Origin of the sequence: Flavobacterium notoginsengisoli, assembly GCF_014207905.1 — a bacterium.
Classification (GTDB): Bacteria; Bacteroidota; Bacteroidia; order Flavobacteriales; family Flavobacteriaceae; genus Flavobacterium; species Flavobacterium notoginsengisoli_A.
In genome coordinates, this window is record NZ_JACHLB010000001.1 from 1,145,361 (window position 1) to 1,171,306 (window position 25,946).

20 protein-coding genes are annotated in these 25,946 nt (G+C 33.9%); 11 read left to right on the top strand and 9 right to left on the bottom strand.

What is annotated here, in order from left to right; translation table 11 throughout:
- Positions 1 to 309: 309 nt before the first annotated feature.
- Positions 310 to 1,206: a gliding motility-associated ABC transporter ATP-binding subunit GldA gene (gene gldA / locus HNP35_RS04915; RefSeq protein ID WP_184157938.1), complete on the bottom strand. Its 897-nt coding sequence runs from the start codon at positions 1,204 to 1,206 to the stop codon at positions 310 to 312.
- A 148-nt stretch (positions 1,207 to 1,354) separates the two neighbouring features.
- On the opposite strand from gldA, the gene HNP35_RS04920 reads away from it, so the two are divergent.
- From HNP35_RS04920 to HNP35_RS04930, 3 genes are all read left to right on the top strand, one after another.
- Positions 1,355 to 1,936, top strand: a complete 582-nt coding sequence (locus HNP35_RS04920; RefSeq protein ID WP_184157937.1) for an outer membrane beta-barrel protein — start codon at positions 1,355 to 1,357, stop codon at positions 1,934 to 1,936.
- 194 nt (positions 1,937 to 2,130) lie between these two features.
- Entirely contained in the window at positions 2,131 to 2,721 is a 591-nt protein-coding gene (locus HNP35_RS04925; RefSeq protein WP_184157936.1) for an outer membrane beta-barrel protein, read from the top strand.
- 320 nt (positions 2,722 to 3,041) lie between these two features.
- Entirely contained in the window at positions 3,042 to 4,388 is a 1,347-nt protein-coding gene (locus tag HNP35_RS04930; RefSeq protein ID WP_184157935.1) for a deoxyguanosinetriphosphate triphosphohydrolase, read from the top strand.
- A gap of 74 nt (positions 4,389 to 4,462) precedes the next feature.
- Here HNP35_RS04930 and HNP35_RS04935 read toward each other — a convergent pair whose 3' ends face one another.
- From HNP35_RS04935 to HNP35_RS04950, 4 genes are read right to left on the bottom strand one after another with little or no spacing between them, the layout of a single operon-like run.
- Entirely contained in the window at positions 4,463 to 5,464 is a 1,002-nt protein-coding gene (locus HNP35_RS04935) for a DUF3078 domain-containing protein (protein WP_184157934.1), read from the bottom strand.
- Between the two features lie 30 nt (positions 5,465 to 5,494).
- A complete protein-coding gene (locus HNP35_RS04940) occupies positions 5,495 to 7,282 on the bottom strand; it encodes a 1-deoxy-D-xylulose-5-phosphate synthase (protein ID WP_184157933.1) in 1,788 nt (595 codons plus the stop codon).
- A gap of 53 nt (positions 7,283 to 7,335) precedes the next feature.
- A complete protein-coding gene (locus HNP35_RS04945; RefSeq protein ID WP_184157932.1) occupies positions 7,336 to 8,250 on the bottom strand; it encodes a hypothetical protein in 915 nt (304 codons plus the stop codon).
- 6 nt (positions 8,251 to 8,256) lie between these two features.
- On the bottom strand, positions 8,257 to 9,027 hold the full coding sequence (locus HNP35_RS04950) for a hypothetical protein (protein ID WP_184157931.1): 771 nt from the start codon (positions 9,025 to 9,027) through the stop codon (positions 8,257 to 8,259).
- Between the two features lie 62 nt (positions 9,028 to 9,089).
- Between HNP35_RS04950 and HNP35_RS04955 the strand changes: the two genes are divergently transcribed.
- A complete protein-coding gene (locus tag HNP35_RS04955; protein ID WP_184157930.1) occupies positions 9,090 to 9,533 on the top strand; it encodes a nucleoside deaminase in 444 nt (147 codons plus the stop codon).
- A gap of 2 nt (positions 9,534 to 9,535) precedes the next feature.
- On the opposite strand, the gene HNP35_RS04960 is transcribed toward HNP35_RS04955, so the two are convergent.
- Positions 9,536 to 10,078: a hypothetical protein gene (locus HNP35_RS04960; protein WP_184157929.1), complete on the bottom strand. Its 543-nt coding sequence runs from the start codon at positions 10,076 to 10,078 to the stop codon at positions 9,536 to 9,538.
- Between the two features lie 220 nt (positions 10,079 to 10,298).
- Between HNP35_RS04960 and HNP35_RS04965 the strand changes: the two genes are divergently transcribed.
- Positions 10,299 to 15,983 (top strand): MG2 domain-containing protein, encoded by a 5,685-nt coding sequence (locus HNP35_RS04965; RefSeq protein WP_184157928.1) that lies wholly within the window; start codon positions 10,299 to 10,301, stop codon positions 15,981 to 15,983.
- Positions 15,984 to 16,140: 157 nt separating this feature from the next.
- Positions 16,141 to 18,516: a penicillin-binding protein 1C gene (gene pbpC / locus HNP35_RS04970; RefSeq protein WP_184157927.1), complete on the top strand. Its 2,376-nt coding sequence runs from the start codon at positions 16,141 to 16,143 to the stop codon at positions 18,514 to 18,516.
- Between the two features lie 176 nt (positions 18,517 to 18,692).
- Here the strand turns inward: pbpC and HNP35_RS04975 are convergent, their stop codons facing one another.
- Together HNP35_RS04975 and HNP35_RS04980 are read right to left on the bottom strand one after the other, a co-directional pair.
- The gene (locus HNP35_RS04975; protein WP_184157926.1) at positions 18,693 to 20,237 is read right to left on the bottom strand and encodes an Rne/Rng family ribonuclease; all 1,545 of its coding nucleotides are present in this window, start codon (positions 20,235 to 20,237) and stop codon (positions 18,693 to 18,695) included.
- Positions 20,238 to 20,651: 414 nt separating this feature from the next.
- The gene (locus HNP35_RS04980; protein WP_007805026.1) at positions 20,652 to 20,942 is read right to left on the bottom strand and encodes an HU family DNA-binding protein; all 291 of its coding nucleotides are present in this window, start codon (positions 20,940 to 20,942) and stop codon (positions 20,652 to 20,654) included.
- Between the two features lie 140 nt (positions 20,943 to 21,082).
- On the opposite strand from HNP35_RS04980, the gene mutY reads away from it, so the two are divergent.
- The 4 genes from mutY to gldD are packed head-to-tail and all read left to right on the top strand — an operon-like array spanning position 21,083 to position 24,487.
- A complete protein-coding gene (mutY, locus tag HNP35_RS04985; RefSeq protein ID WP_184157925.1) occupies positions 21,083 to 22,129 on the top strand; it encodes an A/G-specific adenine glycosylase in 1,047 nt (348 codons plus the stop codon).
- 35 nt (positions 22,130 to 22,164) lie between these two features.
- Complete coding sequence (locus tag HNP35_RS04990) at positions 22,165 to 22,605, top strand: single-stranded DNA-binding protein (protein ID WP_184157924.1); 441 nt, start codon at positions 22,165 to 22,167, stop codon at positions 22,603 to 22,605.
- 24 nt (positions 22,606 to 22,629) lie between these two features.
- A complete protein-coding gene (locus tag HNP35_RS04995; RefSeq protein ID WP_184157923.1) occupies positions 22,630 to 23,925 on the top strand; it encodes a gliding motility-associated protein GldE in 1,296 nt (431 codons plus the stop codon).
- Position 23,926: 1 nt separating this feature from the next.
- A complete protein-coding gene (gene gldD / locus HNP35_RS05000; RefSeq protein ID WP_184157922.1) occupies positions 23,927 to 24,487 on the top strand; it encodes a gliding motility lipoprotein GldD in 561 nt (186 codons plus the stop codon).
- Between the two features lie 47 nt (positions 24,488 to 24,534).
- Here the strand turns inward: gldD and HNP35_RS05005 are convergent, their stop codons facing one another.
- Positions 24,535 to 24,912, bottom strand: a complete 378-nt coding sequence (locus HNP35_RS05005) for a heavy-metal-associated domain-containing protein (RefSeq protein WP_184157921.1) — start codon at positions 24,910 to 24,912, stop codon at positions 24,535 to 24,537.
- A 100-nt stretch (positions 24,913 to 25,012) separates the two neighbouring features.
- Between HNP35_RS05005 and HNP35_RS05010 the strand changes: the two genes are divergently transcribed.
- Complete coding sequence (locus HNP35_RS05010; protein WP_184157920.1) at positions 25,013 to 25,879, top strand: DMT family transporter; 867 nt, start codon at positions 25,013 to 25,015, stop codon at positions 25,877 to 25,879.
- The last annotated feature ends 67 nt before the right edge of the window (positions 25,880 to 25,946 follow it).

Sequence of the window (25,946 nt, forward strand, 5' to 3'; positions counted from 1 at the left end):
TTAGAATTTATTGCAATACAATCTGTTCTAATTTTTCTGAAAACCTTTTTTGAAGATTTATAGCTTGATTTAAAACAACAGAAATAGTTTTTTTGAGGGTTTGGAGTATAGGTAACATACTGTGGCATTTAAAATTTGATTTGCCAAAGAGAATATTATTTATAACAAGTCTAAATAAAAATAGTAATTATTTTTTTCTGAAATGCCTTAATTTGTTGATTTGTAGTGAAAAGAAATGAAAAAAAGCGGTTTGTTTTAATATAAAACAAACCGCTTTTCTACTGAAAAACTGTGACTGTGACTAAAAACTTACTTCGTAATTTCTCTAAAAACAGCTTCTAGATTTTTATTTTTCTGATTCAATTGTAATGTCTTTAATCCATTTTCGTTGGCAAAGTCAAAAATTGCAGGACGCATATCTTTGTCTGTAACAAAAGTTAGTTCCCAAGTCATGTCATGCGTATTAATGTACGAAGAAATGTTTTCGAGTTTTGCTAAAAGCTGTTCTTCTACTTTATAATCAAACTCAACTTCAATAACTTGCTCTTTGTCTGCGGTAACTAAATGGTCTAATTTATTGTCGGCAACAATCTGTCCTTTGTCGATAATTATGACACGATCGCAAATGGCTTCGACTTCCTGCATAATGTGCGTAGATAAAAAAACCGTTTTATCTTTTCCAGCATTTTTAATCACATTACGAATTTCCATTAACTGATTCGGATCCAGACCTGTAGTTGGTTCGTCTAAAATTAAGACATCCGGATTGTGCAATAAAGCATTCGCTAATCCAACACGCTGGCGGTATCCTTTAGAAAGCTGACCAATCTTTTTATGGCTTTCTGGTGTCAGTCCTGTCAGTTGGATTACTTCTTCAATTCTAGATTTTGGTACGTTATAAACATCTGCATTAAATGCCAAATATTCACGAACATACAAATCCAAATACAGCGGATTATGTTCTGGCAAATATCCAATCGAACGTTGCACTGCTTTTGCATCCGTCATGACATCGTGACTGTTTACAAGGGCTGAGCCTTCATCTGCCAATAAATAAGTAGTCAAAATTTTCATTAAAGTAGATTTTCCCGCTCCGTTTGGACCTAAAAATCCAACAATTTCTCCTTTCTGAATAGAGAAAGAAATTGAATTTAATGCTTTTTGCGTTCCGTAACTTTTTGATATGTTGTTTACTTCTATCGACATGGACTTTTTATTTGCTACAAAAGTAACGAGAAATAGTTTCGATTGCTACAATTTGTCTTTTAAAGTATTTATAAAAAAAATCAGAATGCCCAGAATTCACGGCATTGTTGTTGTTAAAGGAATGCTAAAATTAAAATAAACCCAAATCATGAAAAAAATTTTAGTGATAGCTGCCCTAGCTATCTGCAGTTTTGCAAACGCACAAAAAGGAACAATCTTAGTTGGAGGTAACATCGGATACACTTCAGATAAAGTGGAAGAACAGTTTGGCGAAACAACAACGAGCACTTTTAGCTTTTCTCCTAAAGTCGGTTACCAATTCCACGAAAACTGGACAGTTGGAGGAGAGTTCACAGTGGCTTCATCTAATAATGACAACGGTACTACAGAGTTAAAAGCAAACGCTTTTAAATTAGGAGCATTTGTTCGTTACACGAAACCATTAAACCAAACTTTTTCTGTTTTTGCAGATATGGGAGCAGGTTTCCAAAATTTAAAAAATAAAGTTTACGGTCCAGGAAATAACTACGGAAAAACAAAAGCAGACGGAATGTATGTAGGTGTAACTCCAGCTCTTTTCATTAATATGAAAAAAGGTTTTGGTCTTAACTTCAGCATTGGTGGTTTAGGATACGAAACATTAAGTTATGATAACAATGGTGCAGATGTTAGTAGTTTCTATTTCAACTTCGGTCAGACATTTAACATTGGAATTTCTAAAAACTTTTAAGCTTAGTTTTATAAATTCAATTTCAGAAAGCATTCGCCATGGCGAATGCTTTTTTTTATTTTGTGAGAATCTGATTATTTTTTTTGATGTATTTAAAGTGTTGAAAATTAAGTATCTGTAAAATCTCTTTAGAATGAGTAAAAATAGTGGCATTGTTGTTGCGAAATACTTACAAAATTTTAATACATACAAATATGAAAAAAATGTTACTTATTCTTGCATTGGCTCTGTGTAGTTATGCAAATGCTCAAAAAGGATCTATTTTAGTTATGGGAAGTGTTTATTACAATTCTGAAAATACATCCGAACCTAATTCAGAGAACAAAAACTTTAATTTGGGTTTCGCTCCTAAAATTGGTTATCAATTTCATGAAAATTGGACCGCAGGTGTTGAGTCTGATTTTTATGCTAATAAACAGAAGCAATCTTATATGGATACGGAGTATAAATACAATATTTTTTCGATTGGAGGTTTTTTGAGATATTCTAAACCCATTAACCAGACTTTTTCTGCCTATGCTGATTTTGGAGTAGGTTATCAAAATAAAAAAGACAACTTTCATAACGAAATTAATGAAAGTGTTAGAAAAGGAAATGGAATGTATGTTGATTTGACCCCAGCTCTTTTTATCGATATTAATAAAGGATTCGGTCTAAATTTTAATATTGGTGGTCTAGGTTATAGTACTTTAAGTTATGACGAAAATAATGGCAGTGCAGATGTAAAAAGGTTTAATTTTAGTTTTGGACAAGCATTTTCGATAGGTATTTCTAAAAACTTCTAATTTTTAGAATTTTAATAAATATAAAAAGCACTTCAACTTGGAGTGCTTTTTTTGTTGCTAAAGTTCTTATGAAAACTAAAAAGTCTAGTTTAGCCCCGATTGTAGCGGTATCCTTTTTCTGGTTTCTTTAACCAGGAAAAGATATAGCGGAAAGCGGGACAGAACGTCTTTTGAAATTGAAAATCTTCTGCTTCTAAAAACGATGCCAACGAATAAATCATCAACAATAGAAAACATCGCAACAAAATCTTAAAATAAAACGTATTTTTGACATTTAGATGAAAATCTAAAGTCTAAAATCAGAAATCTAAAATTCAAAAATGAACTGGGAACAACTTTTATCTCTTAAAAAACAGGGCGACACAAGTAAAAGATTACGTATAGAACAAGATGATACTCGTTTAGGTTTTGAGGTTGATTACGACCGAATTATCTTTTCTTCTGCTTTTAGAAGTCTACAAGATAAAACACAAGTTATTCCGCTTTCTAAGACCGATTTTGTTCATACAAGATTGACTCACAGTTTGGAAGTTTCTGTAGTTGGACGTTCGCTTGGACGTTTGGTAGGAAAAAAATTAATTGAAAAATATCCTTATTTAAAAGAAGTTCACGGATATCAAATGAATGATTTCGGTGCTATTGTTGCTGCGGCTTCTTTAGCACACGATATCGGAAATCCGCCTTTTGGACATTCTGGTGAAAAAGCAATTGGAGAATATTTTTCTATTGGAAACGGACAGCAATTTAAAAATCAATTGACCGATAAACAATGGCAAGATTTAATTGATTTTGAAGGAAATGCAAACGGATTTTCTGTGCTCACCGGAAGCCGTCCCGGAATTGAAGGCGGACTTCGTATTTCGTATGCTACTTTGGGCGCTTTTATGAAATATCCAAAAGAAAGTCTTCCAAAGAAACCAACTAATAATATTGCTGATAAAAAATACGGCTTCTTTCAGTCTGATAAATTATTTTTTGAAGAAGTAGCCAAAGATATGGGAATGATTGCCAATAAATCTGGTGATGATATTGGTTTTGAAAGACATCCGTTGGCTTATTTGGTTGAAGCTGCAGATGATATTTGTTATACAATTATCGATTTTGAAGACGGAATAAATCTAGGTTTAGTATCTGAAGATTATGCTTTAGAATATCTTATTAAGCTAGTAAAAGATAATATTTGGGTTGCAAAATACAAAACATTAGAAACGAAAGAAGATAGAATAAGCTACTTACGTGCGCTTGCAATTAATTCCTTGATTAATGATGCAGTTGATGTTTTTATTGAAAATGAAGAAGCGATTCTTGCTGGAAATTTCCCGTATGCTTTAACAGATAAAAGCAAATACAAAGCACAGATGAACGATATAATCAAGTTGAGTATCGAGAAAATTTATCAAAGCCGCGAAGTGATTGAGAAAGAAATTGTAGGATATCAAATCATTCAAACGCTTTTAGATAAATTCATTACAGCATTCAATAATAAATTTGAAGGAACTGCTTCTAATTATGATAAATTGATTTTGAAAATGCTGCCAGAAAAACATCATTTGGATAAAGGTAATTTATACGAACGTCTACTGCATATTTGTCATTATGTTTCTTTGCTGACAGATGGAAATGCTTTAGAATTATATGAAACAATTCAAGGGCAGAAAAAGCGCTAATTGACTTCAGCCCGAAATAAAAAAAGCTTCTTTTAGATTTCTAAAAGAAGCTTTTTTATGTAGTCTTGTTTTTATTATTTGAAGGCGTAAACTAAACCAACTCCAAGTACTTGTCTTAACTGCATTCTTGGACCGTCATTTACTTGAGTTTTTGTTCCTGTAGTTGGATCAACAACATCTTTTTTGGTCTTAATATCGTCATCATAAATTAAATGAACTCCGATATTGGCTTTTACGTAGGCATTTACCACAAGATCTAATCGCGTATCATAATCGATGTCGACATTTCCGAATTTGTTCAGATAGTCAGTATATAAACTTAATCTGTTTTCGTAAAAAACGTTTTTATAGATTTCATTTTTCATGTATGCCGTAAAAAGTATACCAAATTCGGCTTTTACTTTCTGACCTTCTTCGATTAATATTTGTTGTGTAGGATCTAATGGGTCTGGCGCATAAACAGCCTTCTTAACCCCGAAAGAACCTTGATTTGCAAGATATTGATCTAATACCAAAGTAGTTTTTAACGTGATTGGAGAGAAGTAAAATACTCTGTTTTTAGCTTTGTTAGCATTTTCAGCTCCAGCTCCCAGAAAGATATAAGCAGGTGCAAAAGGCTTAGAGATTGCAACATCTCGGTTTGGATAATTGTAACCGTTTGTAAACTGTGTATTGAAGTTTAATTTTGAAGAGTAATACCAGTTTGAGGCTGTATCTTTTCTGAAACCATAAGTCGAGTTAAACTGGAGGGCGTCGTCTGTTTTTCTTAATTCGGTTCCGTCTTGTTTGTTTAGACCGTATTTTACGATAAGTTCGTTAACCCATTTGTGATTTTTCTTTGCGTATGTTCTTCCAAATTCACCTTTAAATAAACCTGAGATAGAACTTGTTCCCCCGGCACTCCAATTCACAAATGCGATTTCAGAGATATCAAAGCCTAACTGGTTCTTTTTTGACCAATTGGAAGGCGGTTTAGGCGCTTGATTTGGACTTAAAGTGGTCTGTATGATTTGGGCGAAGATGGTAGATGTGCTCAGCAGTAAAAATAATAAAAGGGTTGAACGTAATAATTTCATTTGGTAATTGTTTTTGGTGTCGCAAAATACTTATTTTGAACCGTTAGAAAAAAGATTTACTAGACTTTTAACGTCAATATTACATAATTGTTGTAGCTGTTGTACGGTTCCATGTTCAATAAACTCGTCTGGAATACCTAATATTTCAATCTTATTTTTGAAATTATTTGATGCCGCAAACTCTAAAACAGCGCTTCCAAAACCACCTTTTTTTACTCCGTCTTCAATTGTTATTATACTTTCGAAATTAGAAAAAACATGATTTAATGTATTGACGTCTAGTGGTTTAATAAAACTAAAGTTATAATGGGCAATCTCATTAGAATTGGTTGATTCTTTCAGAGCTTCTATAACATTATTTCCAATTGTTCCGGCCGACAGAACAGCAATTTTCGTACCATCTTTTAAACATTTTGCAGGACCAATTTCAATTTTTTCATAATGTCCGAAATTTGCTACTTCCCAATTTGAAATAACACCGCGTCCTCTCGGATAGCGAATCGCAATCGGATGATCCAATCCTAATTGCACGGTGTACAGAATATTTTGAAGTTCTATTTCGTTGAGCGGTGCATAAATCAGCATGTTTGGAATAGAACGAAGATGCGCTATATCAAAAACGCCATGATGTGTTGCTCCGTCTTCTCCAACTAATCCTGCACGATCTAAACAAAAAATAACAGGCAAATTTTGCAAAGCCACATCATGTATAACCTGATCGTAAGCTCTTTGCAAAAAAGTCGAATAAATATTGCAGTACACGATCATGCCCTGAGTTGCCATTCCGGCAGCAAGTGTTACAGCATGCTGTTCGGCAATTCCAACATCAAAAGCGCGTTCTGGCAGTTCTTCCATCATAAATTTTAAAGAACTTCCAGATGGCATTGCAGGTGTAATTCCGATTATTTTTTCATTCTTTTTGGCTAAATCTAAAATGGTTAAACCAAAAACATCTTGATATTTTGGAGGAAGATTTTCTTCCGATTTTAGATGAATTTCTCCAGTCGAAGCATCAAATTTTCCAGGGGCATGATATTTTACCTGATTTTCTTCTGCCTGCTGCAATCCTTTTCCTTTAGTAGTTACAATATGAAGAAATTTTGGTCCTTTTATCTTTTTTAGTCGGTTTAATTCTTTGATTAATTTCGATAAATCATGTCCGTCAATTGGTCCTGAATAATCAAAATTCAACGATTTTATAATGTTGTTTTGTCTAGGATTTTTTCCGTTTTTAACCGAAGTGAGATATTTTTTTAAAGCTCCAACGCTCGGGTCAATTCCGATTGCATTGTCATTCAAAATAACTAGAATATTGGCATCGGTAACTCCGGCATGGTTTAAACCTTCAAAAGCCATTCCGCTTGCAATAGAAGCATCACCAATAACTGCAATATGTTCTTTTTTGGAATCACCTTTTAATTTGGAAGCAATTGCCATTCCGAGAGCGGCAGAAATAGAAGTTGAAGAATGTCCGACACCGAAAGTATCATAAACACTTTCTATTCTTTTAGGAAAACCGGAAATTCCGTCTATTTGTCTGTTGGTGTGGAAATTTTCTCTTCTTTCTGTTAAGATTTTATGACCGTAAGCTTGATGGCCAACATCCCAAACCAATAAATCTTCGGGCGTATTAAAAACATAATGCAAAGCAATAGTAAGTTCTACAACCCCTAAACTGGCACCCAAATGCCCTTCTTTTACAGAAACGACATCAATAATAAACTGACGCAATTCCTGAGCAACTTGAGTAAGCTGTTCTTCTTTTAAAAGACGTAAATCGGCTGGATTGTATATGTTTGAAAGTAAATCGCTTTTCATTGTAAGGTAAAAAGCAAATTTACGGTTTTAAATTTAAATTTTATTACCGAGATCTATTGTAATACGATTGGTACAGAATATTGTTTTTTTGCTATTTTGCCATCAGTTTGCCCCGGTACCCATTTCGGGCATAATTTTAAAACTCTAATAATTTCATTCTCCAATGCTTTGTCAATAGGAGGTACAGATTCTAAGTAAGTGACTGAACCGTTTTTTTCTACTGCAAATGATAGATTGATTTTCAAATTATTGGATTCTAAATTTTCAGGTTTTTTAAATTCTTTCGAAAAATAATTATAAAATCGATCAATACCACCTGGAAATTCTGCGTTGATATTTAATTCGTGATTATTAGAAAATGTGCATCCCTCTGTTTTGATTTTATCTGCCGAAGACTTTTGTTGTTTCTTCTCTTTTTTCGATTTACTGTTAGACTCATTTTGATCTTCTAAAATCACTTCACCGCTAACCATTTTCTTATATTTCTCAGATGGTGTGGAGTTGTCATGTACTCGTGAAGGAGGCGGTGGAGGCGGTGGAATTTCGTTTGTAGAATCGTTTTTGCTTATTCTGGCTTTCCCGATAGGGCTATCAAGTTGAGATGATTCGTCGGTAATTTCAACTTTTTCAATCTTTTGTTTTGCTCCGTCTTTGCCTTGACAGCTAAATAGAGTTGTTCCCATTGCGACAAACAAAGCAAGCAAAAATATTTTTCTGTAATGAGTTTGCGAATACAAAACTCGATTAGGAATTTGAATTGTAATAGAATCCAATTGTGATTTCTTAAACCTTCCGCAAATTTTTTCATTTTTATTTTGAATGAAAAAGTGCTGTATTTCTTCAGGCAGCATCGATGTAAAATCAACAACCGTTTTAGAACAGCTCATACAAAAACGCCCATTTTCATTTGGAGACATTTTGTTCCAATCTTCATGACAAGGTTCGGGAATTGTTATTTTATGTTTCATTCTTTATTACTTAAATGGAATTTGCAAAGTGTAAGTGGAGCGCACAATTCGATTTTTTCGTTTACCTGGAATCCATTTTGGAGTTTTTTCTAAAATTCCGATAATGTCTTTTTCGCTTGCCGAAGTTGTATTTTTGAGGATATTAAAATTACTAAGACTTCCGTCGCCTTCAATTACAAATAAAACCGATAATTCTCCTTCTTTTGCAGTAATAAGCTTTTTTGAAAAATTGGATTTGAATTTTTTCATTCCATCTTTTGGAACAGATGCAATATCTAAATCATTTGGATTATAAATAATTCCGTAACGTCCAGATTGAGATTCCTCTTGTTCATATTGAGAATTTTGGTCAGTTTTTTGTTTCTCTAGAGGTACCATAATAATTCCAGTTGTAGCGTGTTGTTCTGGTTTGACATCTTCTACAACTTCAACTTTATCTATTTTTTGTTTGTTTCCATCTTTATCCTGACAGCTAAATAATGTAGTGCCCATGGCGATAAAAAGTGCCAATAAAAACATTTTGTGATAATGGATTTGGCTGTACAATATTTGAGACGGAATCTGAATATTTATTTTGCCTAACTGCTCATTTTTAAGTCTTCCGCAGACATTTTTATGGGAAATAAAATACTGTTGAATTTCCTCTGGAAGCATAGCAGTAAAATCAACAACCGTTTTAGAACAGCTCACGCAGAAACGACCATTATCTTTGGGAGTCATTTCGTCCCAGTTTTCATGGCATGGTTCAGGAATACTGATTTTGTAATTTCTTTCCATATTCAAATATCAAAATTTAAATGTAATAAAAAATACGATGTAAAAATCCTATTTTTGCAGTTATGGAAAATCCTTTCACCGACGAATATTTTATGAAAAAGGCTTTACAGGAAGCCGAAGAAGCTTTTGAAAAAGGCGAAATTCCTGTTGGAGCTATTATTGTGGTTGCAGATAAAGTAATTGCAAGAAGTCATAACTTGACAGAATTGCTAAATGATGTTACGGCTCATGCCGAAATGCAATCAATTACTGCGGCGGCTAATTTTCTTGGCGGAAAATATTTAAAAGACTGTACGCTTTATGTAACGCTTGAACCTTGTCAAATGTGTGCGGGAGCTTTGTATTGGAGCCAAATTTCAAAAATTGTTTTTGGTGCAAGAGATGAACAACGCGGTTTTATCAATATGGGAACAAAACTGCATCCTAAAACTACTGTTGTTTCAGGTGTAATGGCAAATGAAGCAGCCGATTTAATGAAACGTTTTTTTCTGGAAAGAAGAAAATAGCGTTAAAATAAGTAAGTCATATAAATACATACTGCTACCATAAAACCATTAAAACAAATAATGTTGTAATAGGCATTTTCGGTATAACCTTTTTTAGAAAGAAGTATTCTTAAACTTATAGCTATAGAAAGAAGAAGTACGAGACAAAAGTAAAATTGTATTCCATTAATGTTTAAGCCGTTAGAAAGACGATTAGTATAATCATTACTCTTTGATTTAACTTTTGTTACAGATTTAAATAATAAAGAATACTCTAATTCTATATCATTTTCTTCGATGTAATTTTTTACAGTCGAAAAAGCAAATCCTTTTTGTGTGAAATAATGATAAGAAACAGTTTGTGGTTTAGTGCCATTTTTTCCACCCGAAGTTCTCACAGAATAACTAGTTATTATATCTGTTGTTTTAGAAGATGGTAAAACATAAGTGTCAAAAAAAGCCAGTGATATAATAAATGTTACAACCAATAAAAGATATATAATTACGGGTCTGTCTTTTGTAATTGATTCATTTACAGAGGAATGTTTTCTCGAATTGTTTGACATTTTTTTTAAAATTAAAAACAGTGAAATATAGGATATTTCGTAATTGGTTTCTATTAAACTTCAACAAAAGTTAAATGATTATTATTTGAGAATTTTCTTCTTAAAGTAATCTGAAAATATTTTACTTTTATCGTAATTTAATTTGTAATTTGCTGTTATCGCTTTTGATAGCAATTCAATTAAAAATTTAGTTTATTAACCAATTAACTCTAAATTAAAGGTGAAAGTAAAAGGACTTATTCTCGTATTTTTTGTGTTTTTTATTTTTCAATCTTGCGGCAGAAAATCAGCAGCAGATTTCAACTCCGATTTTTCATTATTCAAAGATTACATTACCAGTTTTACGGGTGGAATCGTTTCTGCAGATTCTGATATTCGTGTGGTTTTGGCTTTCGACAAAAACGATTGGAAACCAAATCAGGAATTAGATGATGATTTGTTTGATATTTCGCCAAGCGTAAGTGGAAAAGTCGTAGCGCTTTCAACCAATACTTTAGCTTTTATTCCGGAGAAAAAACTAAAAATGGGAACAGAATATCAGGTTACTTTAAACTTAGATAAACTGACTGCCATTCCAAAAGAAAAAGAAAAGGAACTTTCTAAATTTAATTTTACAGTTAAAACGGTAAAACAGGATTTTACGATCAATACGGGCGATATTCAATCGTACAGCAAAGAATATCAATATCTAAATTGTGTTTTAAAAACAGCAGACAATATTGATTTAGAAACTGCTCAAAAGCTGGTTGAAGCCAAACATAATGGCAATAATCTTAAAATTAAGTTTGAAAAAACAAACGGTCCTGCAAAAGAATTCCGTTTTATAATTGATAGTATTCAACGTCAGTCAGAGGCCTCAAACTTAGAAATTATTTATGACGGAAGTGATTTTGATATTGATCAGAAAGGACAAATCGATTTCCCGATTACGAGTATCAACGAATTTAAAGTCATAAAAGTTGAAGTTCCAGACGGAAACAATCAGCAGGTCTTGATAAACTTTTCTGAACCTTTGGAAAAAGGACAGGATTTTGCTGGCTTGGTTTCGATTCAAAATACCAATAACTTGAAATTTTCAACACAAGGAAATTTACTGAAAGTGTATTTTACAAACCAAAATGCTCCTAAAAAAGAAGAGCCAGTAGCAGTAGCTGTAACAGAACCTGTTGCTGTGGCAGTAGATTCGGCTGCCGTTATGGTTGATTCGGCTGCGGTTGCCGTAGATTCAGCTGCTGCGGTTGCAGACGAAGCTGTTGAATATGTGCCAGATGAAGAACCTGAACAAGTTGTTACAGGAGAATTGCTACTTGAAGTTTTTCAGGGAATTGAAAGCCAGTATGGTAAAAAAATGGAAAACAATTATTCTGAAAAAATCTCTTTTGATCAGATAAAACCAAATATCCGCTTTGTTAAAAACGGAACTATTCTGCCAAGCTCAAACAATTTAAAACTGAATTTTGAAGCTGTAAACTTAAGCGCTGTTGATGTAAAAGTGTATAAAATTTACAAAAACAATATCCTTCAGTTTTTACAATACAACGAATTAAACGGCGGACAAAATCTTAAAAAAGTTGCACAGCCAATTGCTAAAACTACTCTGAATTTAAGAGAGAGCACACTTGTCAATCTATCCAAATGGAATACCTATGCTTTAGATTTATCTAAAATTATCAAACCGGAACCAGGAGCGATTTACAGAGTGGAATTTGTTTACAAAAAGAAATACTCTCTTTATAAATGTGAAACATCTGATGGGAATGATGATGAATCAGAAGAGGAAGAAATAGATGAAAATGATGTAAACTACAGCGGAAACTCTTATGACGATTATTACTATTATGATGATTACGACTGGAGAGAAAGTCAGGATCCTTGTACGGGTTCATATTATTACAATGCAAGAATTGCGACTAATATTTTAGCTTCAGATTTAGGAGTTATTGCGAAAAGAGGAGAAAATAAATCCTATTTATTTGCTGTAAATAATATCGTGACTACAGAACCAGTTTCAAACGCGAGAGTAGATTTATACAATTTCCAACAGCAGAAAATAGCAACTGAGGCGACAAGCAGTGAAGGTATTGCATCTTTCCAGTTAGATAAATTCGCTTATTTTGCTATTGTGACTTTAGGAGATCAGTCAACGTATGTAAAACTAGATGACGGACTTTCATTATCTGTCAGCAATTTTGATGTTTCGGGAGAGACTTTGCAAAAAGGATTGAAAGGCTTTATTTATGGAGAAAGAGGTGTTTGGCGTCCAGGAGATAATTTGTATTTGTCTTTTATTTTGAATGATGCGGCAAATAAACTTCCAAAATCGCATCCAATTAAATTCAGATTGAATGATCCGAATGGTAAAACGGTTTATCAAACGGTTCAAAAAACAAACGATTTAAATCATTATGCCTTTATAGTGCCAACAAACCAAGATGCTCCAACAGGAAATTGGGAAGCAATGGTAAGCGTTGGTGGAGCTAAATTCTACAAGAGCATTAAAATAGAAACGATTAAGCCAAATCGTTTAAAAATCAAAAATACCTTTAGCAGAAAAACACTTTCAGCATCTTATCCAAATACAGATAATCTGGAAGTAACTTGGCTTCATGGAGCGATTGCGAAAAATCTGAATGTAGAAATGCAAGCTAAATTTTCACAGCAAACCACTGCTTTTAAAGGTTATGATAAATATACTTTTGATGACTTAACGCGTCAGTTTAGTACAGAAGAAATCAATGTTTTCTCCGGAAAATTAAATGAAAGCGGAAAAGCATCTGTGAATATTCAGCCAAGATTACAAGGACAGGCTCCGGGGATGCTTCGCGCTGCATTCATTACAAAAGTGTATGAAGAAGGAGGTGACTTTAGTACTGATGTTATGTCAACAACTTATTCGCCATACAAAACTTATGTTGGACTTAAAACGCCTGAATTAAACAAGTATAATATGCTTGAAACCAGAACGAACAACCGTTTTGATGTGGTAACTGTAGATGAAAACGGAAGACCAAAATCGGTTAGAAATCTGGAAGTTAGAATTTATAAAGTAGACTGGAGATGGTGGTGGGATTCGTCAAGCGATAATTTATCAAATTATAATTCTTCAAATTCAACAACATCGTATAAAACAGTTGTGATTAATACCGATTCCAGTGGAAAAGGTAGTTTCCAATTTGCTTTAAGCGATGAAGAATGGGGACGTTATTTGATTCGTGTTGAAGACGGCGAAAGCGGACATGCAACTTCGTTAACGGTTAATATCGACTGGCCGATCTGGTCTGGAAAAACAAGAAACAGAGATGCTTCAACTGCTAATATGTTGGTTTTTTCAACAGATAAAAAGAATTATGCAGTTGGCGAAAAAGCACAGATTTCTTTCCCTTCAAGTGAAGGCGGACGAGCTTTGATCTCAGTTGAAAATGGTTCGAGAGTAGTGCAGACCCTTTGGGCAGAAACTAAAAAAGGAGAAACAAAAGTCGAAATTCCGATTACAGGAGCAATGGCGCCAAATGTGTATTTTAATATCACTTTATTACAGCCACACGCTTCAACCAAAAACGATTCGCCAATTCGTATGTACGGAATTGTTCCGATTGAAGTGGTGGATAAAAACACAATTTTAGCTCCAACGTTAAACATGCCAGACGTATTGAGGCCAGAACAACCTTTTACTGTTAAAGTTGGAGAGAAATCAGGGAAAGAAATGACATACACAATCGCAGTTGTCGATGAAGGACTTCTAGATTTAACCCGTTTCAAAACACCAAATGTATGGGACAGTTTCTATGTTCGTGAAGCTTTGGGCGTAAAAACTTGGGATGTTTACGATGACGTTATTGGTGCATATGGCGGAAAAATAAATCAGATTTTCAGTATTGGAGGAGATCAGGATTTAGGTGGAGGAAAAGCGAAAAAAGCCAACCGCTTTAAACCAGTGGTATTGTATTATGGGCCATTTAAATTAGGAAAAGGAGAAACAAAGGCGCATCAATTAAAACTTCCAAAATATATTGGATCTGTTCGAACTATGGTGGTTGCTGGAGATGCAGCTACAAGTGCTTACGGAAGTGCAGAAAAAGCAACGCAGGTTAAGAGTCCATTGATGGTATTGGCTTCGTTGCCAAGAAAAATTTCGCCATCAGAAAAAGTGACACTTCCGGTTACGGTTTTTGCAACTGAAAGCAAAATTAAAAATGTAACGATTCAGCTAAAAACAAGCAACGGATTGAAAGTGGCAGGAAGTGCCGTTCAGAAACTGAATTTTGCACAGCCTGATGAAAAAATGGCTTATTTTAATTTGGTAGTAGGTGCCACAACTGGAATTGCAAAAGTACAGGTTGTCGCAACATCAGGAAGTGAGAAATCAACGTATGATGTTGAAATTGATATGACTAATCCAAATCCGGTTACAAGTACTTTTACTGATGTGGTTTTAGGGCCAAACAGTTCTAAGACACTTTCCTGGAAAACCTTTGGTGTGGCAGGAAGTAATAAAGCTAGACTGGAAGTTTCGTCTATGCCTTCGATGAATCTGAATGGAAGACTACAGTTTTTGATTCAGTACCCGCATGGTTGTGTAGAACAGACAACTTCTTCTGTTTTCCCGCAATTGTTCTTAAGTGATGTTGCTGATATTGATGCGAAACGCAAAGATTTAATTCAGAAAAATATCGCAGCCGGAATCGCGAGATTAGGAAATTTCCAATTATCAAATGGCGGATTGCCTTACTGGCAAGGAAATGCAGTTCCAGACGATTGGGGAACTTCGTATGCTGGACATTTCTTAATTGAAGCAGAGAAAAAAGGATATGTACTGCCAATTAATTTCAAATCAAAATGGTTGTCATATCAGCAAAAAGAAGCAAAACAATGGCGTTTTGAACCAAAATACGGAAATGATCTAGCACAAGCCTATCGATTATATACTTTGGCTTTAGCAGGAAATGCCGATTTATCATCGATGAACAGATTGAGAGAAACAAAAGGTATTTCAAACGAAAGTATGCTTCGCTTAGCAGCGGCTTATGTTTTGGCAGGTCAAAAATCGGCTGGACAGAATTTATTGCTGCGCACCAATATCGATGGCTCTGATGGTTATAATTATTACTATTATGGTTCAAGCGAAAGAAACAGAGCAATGGCTTTGGAGACGATGTTGCTTTTAGGTCAACAACAAAAAGCATTTGTAATGGCTTCAAAACTGGCCAAAGAAATGTCGGCTAATCAATGGATGAGTACGCAGACAACAGCTTATTGTTTATATGCAATGTCGAAATTTGCGATAAACAACGGACCAAAAGGAATCAATATCCAGTTCAGTAAAAATGGTAAAGGAGAAAGTATAAACACTCAAAAAACAGTTGCTGACCGCAGTTTATCTGCTGCAAGTGGGACAAACAGTATTACGTTGAAAAACAATAAAAATAATACGGTTTATGTTCGTGTGCTGAACACAGGAATTCTTCCAGTCGGACAAGAAAACGCAACACAAAATGATGTTTCGGCAAGTATTGTATTCAAAAATAGAAAAGGTAGCGTAATCAATGTGTCCAAAATAAATCAGGGAACTGAATTTATCGCTGAGGTTACGATTAAAAACCAGCGTAATGAAAGGGTTCAGAATGTTGCTTTATCTCAGATTCTGCCTTCAGGATTCGAAATTGTAAATACCCGTTTTACAGATTACGGAGACGCTGTAAACAATATTGCCGATTATATTGATATTCGTGACGACAGAACAAATTTCTATTTTAGTCTGGCAAGCAGAGAAACAAAAGTTTTCAGAATATTGTTGAACGCATCGTATTTAGGAAATTATTATTTACCTGGCTTACAATGTGAAGCAATGTATGATAATACTTTCTTAGCTAGAACAAAAGGATTCTGGGTTGAGGTTGTGAAGTAAAATTGTTAGCCACGAATTCACGAATTTAAATTATGACAAATTAATTTGTGAATTCGTGGCGAATGAAAAAAAATCCTTTTAATCCGTGTAATCTGTGGCAAAAAAACTTTGCGAACTTTGCGTAAATCTTTGCGCCTTTGCGGTAAAATAATTAGCATTGAAAAATAAATTAAAAGCGTTTCTTCAACGCATTATAAACTGGATAAAAAGAAACAAAATAAAATCAGCAATTGCATTTTTGCTCTTGCTGATTTACTATTTTTCGATACCCCGAACTTTATTCAAAGAACCATATTCAACTGTTATTGAAAGTAAAGAAGGAGAATTGCTTGGAGCTAAAATTGCCCACGACGGACAATGGCGTTTTCCTGCTCAGGATAGCGTTCCAGACAAATTCAAAAAATGCATTGTGTATTTTGAAGACGAGTATTTCTACAAACATCCGGGATTTAATCCGGGAGCAATGATCAATGCTTTTAAACAAAATAGAAAAGCAGGAAAAGTAGTTCGAGGCGGAAGTACATTGACACAACAGGTTATTCGACTTTCCCGAAAAGGAAAAAACAGAACTTATTTTGAAAAAATAATCGAAATCATTCTGGCGACAAGATTAGAATTAGGTTATTCTAAAAACGAAATTCTTGAAATGTACGCTGCACATGCACCATTTGGAGGAAACGTTGTTGGATTGGAAATGGCTTCGTGGCGCTATTTTGGAGTGCGATCCAATCAATTATCTTGGGCAGAAAATGCAGTTTTGGCGGTTTTGCCTAATGCACCAAGTTTAATTTATCCGGGAAAAAATCAAATAAAATTACTGAATAAACGAAACCGACTTTTATTAAAACTACATCAGGAAGGTATTATTGATAAGCAGACTTATGAGCTTTCAATAGAAGAACCTCTGCCTCAAAAACCGTATGATTTGCCACAGATTGCACCACATTTGTTGCAGAGAGTAGCAAAAAATGAAGAAGGAACGAGAGTAAAAACCACGATTGATTACGCTTTGCAAAATCGTGTCAATCAGATTGCGAGGTATTATTACAATCAATACAAGCAGAATGAAGTACATAATCTGGCCATTTTGGTAATTGATGTTCAGAACAGAAATGTGATGAGTTATGTTGGCAATTCTCCCACAGATAAAGATCACCAAAAAGATGTCGATATTATTGATGCGCCAAGAAGTACGGGAAGTATTTTGAAACCGCTTTTATATGGGGCAATGTTGGATGATGGCGAACTATTACCGAATACATTAGTGGCAGATATTCCCACACAAATTTCGGGTTATACACCGCAGAATTTTAATTTGACTTTTGACGGAGCGGTTCCTGCGCATCGTGCTTTATCTCGTTCGCTAAACATTCCGGCAGTTTTAATGCTTCAGGAATTTACTGTAAATAAATTTTATGAAGAATTGCAGAAATTCAAGTTAAAGAACATTAACAAAACACCTGATCATTATGGTTTGTCGCTTATTTTAGGAGGTGCCGAAAGTAATCTTTGGGATTTATGCAGAACCTATGCTAATTTATCTTCAACCTTAAATTATTTTACAAAACATCAGGCGAAATACAGAACAAATGAGTTTACAGAACTCAATTACAAAAATGATTTCAAACCTGATTTTGGCTCCGAAACCGATCAGAAGAATATTTTGGGTGCTGGGTCAATTTGGCTGACTTACAACGCGATGGAAGAGGTTAACAGACCTGAAGGAGACGAAGCGTGGAAATTTTATGATAGTTCATTGAAAATTGCGTGGAAAACTGGAACAAGTTTCGGAAATCGCGACGCATGGGCAATTGGAACCAATTCAAGATATGTGGTTGGAATTTGGGTAGGAAATGCAACAGGAGAGGGAAGACCAACTTTAACAGGTGTAACTAGTGCCGCACCAATCTTATTTGATGTTTTTAATTTACTGCCAAGACAAAGATGGTTTGATACACCTTACAAAGATTTAGCAGAAGTTGAGGTTTGCCGATTAAGTGGATATTTAGCAAAAGACAATTGCCCGAAAATAAAACAATGGGTTACTAAAAAGGGAAAATCGACTAAAGTTTGTCCGTATCATAGAACGATTCATTTAGATAAAACGGAGCAGTTTCAGGTTAACAGCAGTTGTGAAAATATAGATAACATAGTAACCAAAAACTGGTTTGTACTGCCTCCTGTTATGGCTTGGTATTACAAAAGCCAGCATATAGAATATTTACCATTGCCTCCGTTTAAAGAAGGTTGTGAAGGAACACAGACTACAACAATGGATTTTATTTATCCGAAGGCAAACAGCAAAATTTATTTGACGAAAGATTTCAATAGTAACGTTCAGCCTGTAATTTTAAAAGTAGCTTATTCTGAAAGAGATAAAGAATTATTTTGGTATATAGATGATGTCTACAAAGCAACTACCAAAACTTTTCATGAACTACCTATAACTCCAACTACAGGAACGCATTATATTACAGTTGTAGATGCTTCCGGAAATGAAATTAGAAGAAAAATTGAAATTGTGAGGGAATAAATTTTAAAAGCAAATTCCAATTTTTTAAATCCCAAATTCCAAAACTTTGATTTTGTGAGTAGGTGACATCGGTTTTCAGAAACATTTGAAAAAAATTCGTGAATTCGTGGCGGAAAAAAAATAGCTAAAAAAAGCCATAAAAAAACCGCCAATCTTTCGAAAGGCGGTTTTGTTTTTTATTCTGTAATAACATTTCCCTTTTTATCGTAGAAATGGTATTCTAAGTACGTGTAAGCGTCACGAGGTATGATTTTCACCCATTTCTTATGTTCAAAAAACCATTTTGAACGTAATGATGGAAAACCTTTGCTGAGGTATGCAGCCACAAACGGATGTGTGTTAAGCACAACTTTATTGTGGGTTTTTAAAAGTCTTTCTAAATCAGCGGCGATCTTGTCAATTATTAATATTGGCGCTTCAATTTCGCCATTAATTTTGTCAGGATCTTCTTCTCTGGTTTTGATATTAACTTCTGGTCTTACGCGCTGTCTAGTAATCTGGACAAGTCCAAATTTACTTGGCGGTAATATTTTATGCTTTGCTTTATCGTCGCTCATTTCTTCTCGCAAGAAGTCGAACAAAACTTTCCTGTTTTCAGGATTAGACATATCGATAAAATCAACTACTATGATTCCGCCCATATCTCGAAGACGTAATTGTCTTGCGATTTCTGCTGCGGCAATCATATTTACTTCCATGGCTGTGTCTTCTTGGTTGGTCGCCTTGTTGGAACGGTTTCCGCTGTTTACGTCTATAACGTGCAACGCTTCAGTGTGTTCTATGATTAGGTAAGCACCTTTGCTCATGGAAACAGTTCGGCCAAATGAAGTTTTGATTTGTCTCTCTATATTGTATTTCTCAAAAATCGGAGTGTCATTTGATTGATAAAACTTGACAATTGATTGTTTTGAAGGTGCAATTTCTTGCAGATATTCCTTCGTTTGATGGTACAACTCTTCATCATCTATTTGAATACCGCTGAAGGTATCGTTGAATACATCTCTTAATATCGAAGAAGCTCTGTTAAGCTCTCCTAATACTTTTGATGGATGATGAGCAGTTGGTAATTTTTTACACATTGCAGACCATCTGCCAAGCAGGTTCTGCAAATCTTTTTCTAATTCGGCTACGTTTTTGCCTTCGGCTACTGTACGAACAATAACACCAAATCCTTTAGGTTTGATCGATAGAACAAGTTTTTTTAGACGATCCTTTTCTTTTTTGTCTTCTATTTTTTGAGAAATAGAAACACGATCAGAAAAAGGAACTAGAACGATAAATCTTCCGGCAAGAGAAAGCTCAGCACTTATTCTTGGGCCTTTGGTCGATATAGGTTCTTTAACTACTTGAACTAAGACAGATTGATTGGCACTTAAAATATCAGTAATGATGCCATCTTTGTCAATCTCTTTCTCAAACTGAAAGGTTTTTAGGGAGAAATCTTTTAATTTACCTGCGCTTACAAGTTTTATGAATTTCAGCTGAGAAGCTAGATTTGGACCCAAATCGTGATAATGTAAAAAGGCATCTTTTTCGAAACCTACATTCACAAAAGCAGCGTTAAGTCCAGCAACTGGTTTTCTGATTTTGGCAATAAAAATATCACCAACCTGAAAGTTGCTTTTTTCTTCTTCTTTGTGTAATTCAATTAGTTTTCCATCTTTTAATAAGGCAAAATCTACTGCTTCAGAACTAGATCTAATGATTAATTCTTTATTCACACTGTAAATTTTTATCTGTTTTTTCAGAAAATAGAAGAAAGAAAAAAGAATATAGACTTATAAAAATCTAAAATCTGAAATCTAAAATCTAAAATCTTATCTACAGATGGATTAAACAATATTTTTAACAGGTATTAACCCGGAGGGAAAAGTTAAATTTCAATTTTTAAATTCCAAATTCCAATCAAAATCGGCATTGAAGCCTTAATTTCTGGATTTTGGATTTTCTTTTTTGGAATTTTTGAAATTTCCCAAATTTCAATGAACGTTTAAAAAGAAAAAAGTAGTTTAAAACTACTTTTTCTTTTTGTGACGGTTAGCTCTCGCTCTTTTCTTACGTTTGTGAGTCGCTACCTTATGTCTCTTTCTTTTTTTACCACTTGGCATATCGTGTCTGATTTATGTTAATTAATATTATTTTGCTTCGTTGTTTGTTTTAACTCCTTCTACAAAAACTTTTGCAGGTTTAAACGCAGGAATGTTGTGTGCTGGAATTTTAATTGTAGTGTTTTTAGAAATGTTTCTTCCAGTCTTTTCAGCTCTAGTTTTTACGATAAAACTACCAAAACCTCTTAGGTATACATTGTCTCCAGTTTCTAAAGAAGTTTTAACTTCTTCCATAAAAGTTTCAACTGTTGCTTGAACGTCTCCTTTTTCAAGACCTAATTTCTCTGAAATTTTCGCTACGATATCTGCTTTCGTCATTTTCTTTCCTATTTTATTTTATAAATGGTGTACTATTTTTTTGAGTTTGCAAATATAGGAATTAAAAAAATAATTAATCAAGCTAATTCGTTAAATTTTAATTACATAAACATTTACTTTTGTATTCTAAGTATTTTGCAATGGATTTTCATAACATATTGATAAAATGGTATTTACGAAACAAGCGTGATTTGCCGTGGCGAAAAACAGTCGATCCGTACCAGATTTGGCTCTCAGAAATTATGCTTCAGCAGACAAGAGTTGCGCAAGGAATGCCTTATTTTTTCTCTTTTACTAAGGAATTTCCTACTGTAAAACATTTAGCAGATGCTTCAGAAGAGAAAATTTTAAAACTTTGGCAAGGTTTGGGGTATTATTCAAGGGCTCGAAATCTTCATAAAACGGCTCAATTTATAAGTAATGATCTAAATGGTGTTTTTCCAAATTCATACAAGGAACTTTTAAAACTTAAAGGAGTTGGTGAGTACACGGCGGCTGCAATTGCTTCTTTTTCTTATAATGAAGTGGTTCCGGTTGTCGACGGAAATGTATTTCGAGTATTATCGCGTTATTTTGATATTGAATCTGATATTGCGCTGCCTGCTACTAAAAAAGAGTTTGCGGCTTTGGCTCAAGAATTAATGCCAAAAGATAATCCAGCGATTTTTAATCAGGCTATAATGGAATTTGGTGCTTTGCAGTGCGTGCCTAAAAGTCCAGATTGTTCTATTTGTGATTTTAATGAAAGTTGTGCAGCATTGCAAAAAGGTAAAGTAAATATACTTCCTATAAAATCTAAAAAGATAAAAGTAACCAATCGCTATTTTAATTATCTGATTCTAGAAGATGCTTCAGGAAATACAATAATACATAAAAGAACGGCAAAAGGAATCTGGCATAATCTTTATGAATTTCCACTTTTAGAAACAGAATCTATCGTCGATTTTGAAATAGTTTCAAAAAAAGCAAAAGAAGAAATTTTTACGAACTATACTATAATAGGTATAGAAGATTGTCAAGAATCTACAGTTGTGCATAAACTTTCGCACCAGCACCTACATATACAGTTCTGGAAAATAAAAATAAAAGAGAAAATCGAAAACGGAATCGATACTGAAAAACTGAAGACTTTTCCTTTTCCTATCGTGATTTATAATTTTATAGAAAAGCAAGAAATAAATTGCTAAAAAAATGTATCTTTGGTAGAAATACCACCTAAACTATGAACGGAACATTAAATAAAGTGATGCTTATTGGCCATTTGGGAGATGATGTAAAGATGCATTATTTTGATGGAGGAAACTGTATCGGACGGTTTCAGCTGGCTACTAATGAAGTTTATATCAACAAAACAACCAACGAAAAAATTACTTCGACCGAATGGCATAATTTGGTTGTTCGTAATAAAGCAGCAGAAATCTGCGAAAAATATCTTTCGAAAGGAGATAAAATTTATGTTGAAGGAAGAATAAAATCTCGTCAATGGCAGGCTGAAGATGGTACAACAAAATATACAACAGAAATTCAGGTGACAGAGTTTACTTTCTTGACTACCAAAAAAGAAACTGCACATACCAGACAAAATCAAGATACAGAACCAGCAAAAAACACTAACTTTGATGCTGCAAATGAGGGGCTTCCTATTAATGACTTGCCTTTCTAAGATGTTTAACTAATTTTATGCAATTTGGACCCAGAGCCCAGTTTACTTTTTACTACAAATTTTGACGCTAATTTTATAATTGGTTCCGTCTCAATCTTTATTTTGTTATTTCTCTCAGCTATCGTTTCAGGTGCTGAAGTTGCTCTTTTTTCTTTATCTCAAAAAGATATCGATGATACTTTAAATGATAATTTGGCTAAAGGAAAAATTATATCCAATTTATTAGATAAACCTAAAAAACTTCTGGCAACTTTACTGGTTGCAAATAATTTTTTCAACATTGGCGTTGTTATCTTGTTTGCTTACATGGGGCCAAATATTTTTGCCAATGTTAGTTCTGTCGCTTTAAAGTTTACATTAGAAGTTATCTTAGTCACTTTTCTAATATTGCTATTTGGCGAAGTGCTTCCGAAAGTTTACGCAAGCCGAAATAGTGTGCGTTTTGCAAAAGGAGTTGCTTATCCATTAGCGTTTTTAGATAAAGTACTTTCGCCAATAAGTTTGCCAATGCGAGCGCTTACTCTATATTTGCAAGATAAATTAGGAAAACAAAAGAATAATTTCTCAATCAATCAGCTGTCTCAGGCTTTGGAATTGACAGATTCTGAAGGGACTTCTACAGAAGAACAAAAAATTTTAGAAGGAATTGTTTCTTTCGGAAATACCGACACAAAGCAAGTAATGAGCCCAAGAATTGATATTTTTGCATTAGAAATATCAGAGACTTTTGCTGAGATTTATCCTAAAATAATTGAAACAGGTTTTTCTAGAATTCCAGTTTATCGTGATAACATTGATCAGATTGAAGGAGTTCTTTTTGTGAAAGATTTATTGCCTCATATTGATAAAGAAGAATTTGATTGGGCATCTTTGATAAGAGAAGCGTTCTTTGTTCCTGAGAATAAAAAGCTGGATAATCTGTTGAAGGATTTTCAAAGTTTAAAAAGCCACTTAGCAATTGTAGTTGATGAATATGGCGGAACTTCAGGATTGGTTTCCTTAGAAGATGTAATTGAAGAAATTGTGGGCGATATAAGTGATGAGTTTGACGATGAAAACCTGAATTTCTCACAGATTGACGAAAATAATTTCCTTTTTGAGGGAAAAATTAACCTTAAAGATTTCTACAGAATTGTAGATGTTGATGAAGATGTTTTTGAATCTCATAAAGGAGAAGCCGAAACATTAGCTGGATTTATTTTGGAGATTTTAGGTAATTTTCCGAAAAAAGATCAGAAAGTGCCTTTTGAAAACTGTATTTTCACCGTTGAAACCGTTGACAAAAAGCGTGTAAAACAAATAAAAGTAACCATAAATTAGAATGTTAAATAGAATACTTTCAATAGCTGCAATTTTGCTTGCACTTACAGTTATAAGCTGTAAAAATGATGTTTTGCCAAAACCGGCAAGTTATCTAAGATTAGATTATCCAGAAGCAAAATATGTGAATTTTGAAAACAATTGTCCTTTCACTTTTGAAATGAATGAATCGGCAATTATTAAAGGAGAAAAAGAATGCGGATTTGCAATTAATTATCCTAAAATGAAAGCCACAATCTATTTGACGTATAAACCCGTAAATAATAATATTGATAAGTTATTGCGAGATGCTCAAAAACTGACTTACGAGCACGTTATCAAAGCTGATGATATTTTAGAACAACCGTATTTAAATCCGCAGAAAAAGGTTTACGGAATGTTTTATCAAGTTGATGGAAATGCAGCTACGAATTCACAATTTTACGTTACAGACAGTACGAAACACTTTTTAATAGGTTCTGTATATTTTTATGCAAAACCAAATTTTGATTCGATTATGCCGGCGGCAAGTTATGTGAAAAATGATATGCAGCGTTTAATGGAAACATTGAAATGGAAATAAAAAAAGGAATCCAATTGGATTCCTTTTTTTATGACTAAGTTTTAAAGTTAAGACTTAAAATTCGAAACTTTATATGTTTTTCCGTCTCCAGTTTCTTGAACCACTTTTGTCAAAGATTCTGAGTTTTGGATTGTTTTGTCAAAACTTACCGTTGCTGTTTTTTTGTCAAAATCAACTGTTGCTTTTTCAACTCCGTCAAGATTTGCTAATTCTTCTTCGATTGTTTTAGCGCATCCAACAGCACAAGTCATTCCTTCGATTGTAAAACTTGCAGTTTGTAGGTTTTCAGCAGCAATTGGTTTGTGTTCTTTTGGAGCACTTTTTTCTGCATTTACAACCTGAAGGCTTTTGTCTTCTTCTTTTTTACAGCCAACAAATACTAAACCAGCGATTGTGGCAGAGATTAATATTTTTGAAATTTTCATTATATATAAATTTTAAATTGCGATTTCTTTCTTGCAAAATTAGTAAAAAGACAGCGGTCAGTTCGCAAAATAATTACAAATTTGCAGTAAAATGCAATTTATGGAAACAAAACAGCTAAAGTGGATTTATTTAACAATTCTTTCTCTAATTTGGGGAAGTTCTTTTATTTTGATAAAAAAAGGATTGGTTGGGTTAACTGCTATTCAGGTCGGATCATTCAGAATCATCTTTGCGGCGTTGTTTTTGTTAATAGTGGGATTTAATAGTTTAAGAAAAATTTCCCGTCGCCAATGGAAATATGTTGCAATCACCTCGTTTTTCGGAACTTTTATGCCAGCCTATCTTTTTGCCATTGCCGAAACTCAAGTTAATAGCTCAATTGTAGCAATTTTAAATTCGCTTACACCTTTAAATACATTAGTTTTAGGAATTGTCGCATTTGGTATTCAATTTCAGAAGCGTCAAGTTTTTGGCGTTTTTATTGGTTTGATTGGTTGTTTGCTTTTGGTTTTAAGCGGAGATTCTACTTCTGGCACTCAAAATTATTTATATGTTCTTTTAGTAGTAATTGCAACGCTTAGTTATGCCATCAATGTAAATTTAATTAAAAAATACTTGCATGACTTAAACTCACTTAGCATTACAACAGGAAATTTTGCTGTTTTATTCTTGCCGGCTTTAATGGTTTTGAGCACAACAAATATTAGTCAAACTTTTCATGCCGAAGAAACCCAGCATTCTATTTTATTTGTAATGATTTTAGGGGTTTTAGGGACGGGAATCGCAAATGTGCTTTTCTTTAAATTAATTCAAATTTCATCACCTGTATTTGCAACATCGGTAACGTATTTAATTCCGATTGTGGCATTCTTTTGGGGACTTTTGGATAATGAAATGCTTACGCCAATTCAGTCTGTTGGAGCTTTTGTTATTTTGATTGGTGTTTATTTGTCGGCTAAGAAATAAAGTATGATACATGTCACCCTGAGCAAAGTCAAAGGGAGTGCTAATTGAAACGGGGCTTCGACTTCGC

Coding starts and splice junctions, on each gene's coding strand:
- gldA (WP_184157938.1), bottom strand. CDS start 1,206: ATGTCGATAGAAGTAAACAACATATCAAAAAGTTACGGAACGCAAAAA.
- HNP35_RS04920 (WP_184157937.1), top strand. CDS start 1,355: ATGAAAAAAATTTTAGTGATAGCTGCCCTAGCTATCTGCAGTTTTGCA.
- HNP35_RS04925 (WP_184157936.1), top strand. CDS start 2,131: ATGAAAAAAATGTTACTTATTCTTGCATTGGCTCTGTGTAGTTATGCA.
- HNP35_RS04930 (WP_184157935.1), top strand. CDS start 3,042: ATGAACTGGGAACAACTTTTATCTCTTAAAAAACAGGGCGACACAAGT.
- HNP35_RS04935 (WP_184157934.1), bottom strand. CDS start 5,464: ATGAAATTATTACGTTCAACCCTTTTATTATTTTTACTGCTGAGCACA.
- HNP35_RS04940 (WP_184157933.1), bottom strand. CDS start 7,282: ATGAAAAGCGATTTACTTTCAAACATATACAATCCAGCCGATTTACGT.
- HNP35_RS04945 (WP_184157932.1), bottom strand. CDS start 8,250: ATGAAACATAAAATAACAATTCCCGAACCTTGTCATGAAGATTGGAAC.
- HNP35_RS04950 (WP_184157931.1), bottom strand. CDS start 9,027: ATGGAAAGAAATTACAAAATCAGTATTCCTGAACCATGCCATGAAAAC.
- HNP35_RS04955 (WP_184157930.1), top strand. CDS start 9,090: ATGGAAAATCCTTTCACCGACGAATATTTTATGAAAAAGGCTTTACAG.
- HNP35_RS04960 (WP_184157929.1), bottom strand. CDS start 10,078: ATGTCAAACAATTCGAGAAAACATTCCTCTGTAAATGAATCAATTACA.
- HNP35_RS04980 (WP_007805026.1), bottom strand. CDS start 20,942: ATGACGAAAGCAGATATCGTAGCGAAAATTTCAGAGAAATTAGGTCTT.
- mutY (WP_184157925.1), top strand. CDS start 21,083: ATGGATTTTCATAACATATTGATAAAATGGTATTTACGAAACAAGCGT.
- HNP35_RS04990 (WP_184157924.1), top strand. CDS start 22,165: ATGAACGGAACATTAAATAAAGTGATGCTTATTGGCCATTTGGGAGAT.
- gldD (WP_184157922.1), top strand. CDS start 23,927: ATGTTAAATAGAATACTTTCAATAGCTGCAATTTTGCTTGCACTTACA.
- HNP35_RS05005 (WP_184157921.1), bottom strand. CDS start 24,912: ATGAAAATTTCAAAAATATTAATCTCTGCCACAATCGCTGGTTTAGTA.
- HNP35_RS05010 (WP_184157920.1), top strand. CDS start 25,013: ATGGAAACAAAACAGCTAAAGTGGATTTATTTAACAATTCTTTCTCTA.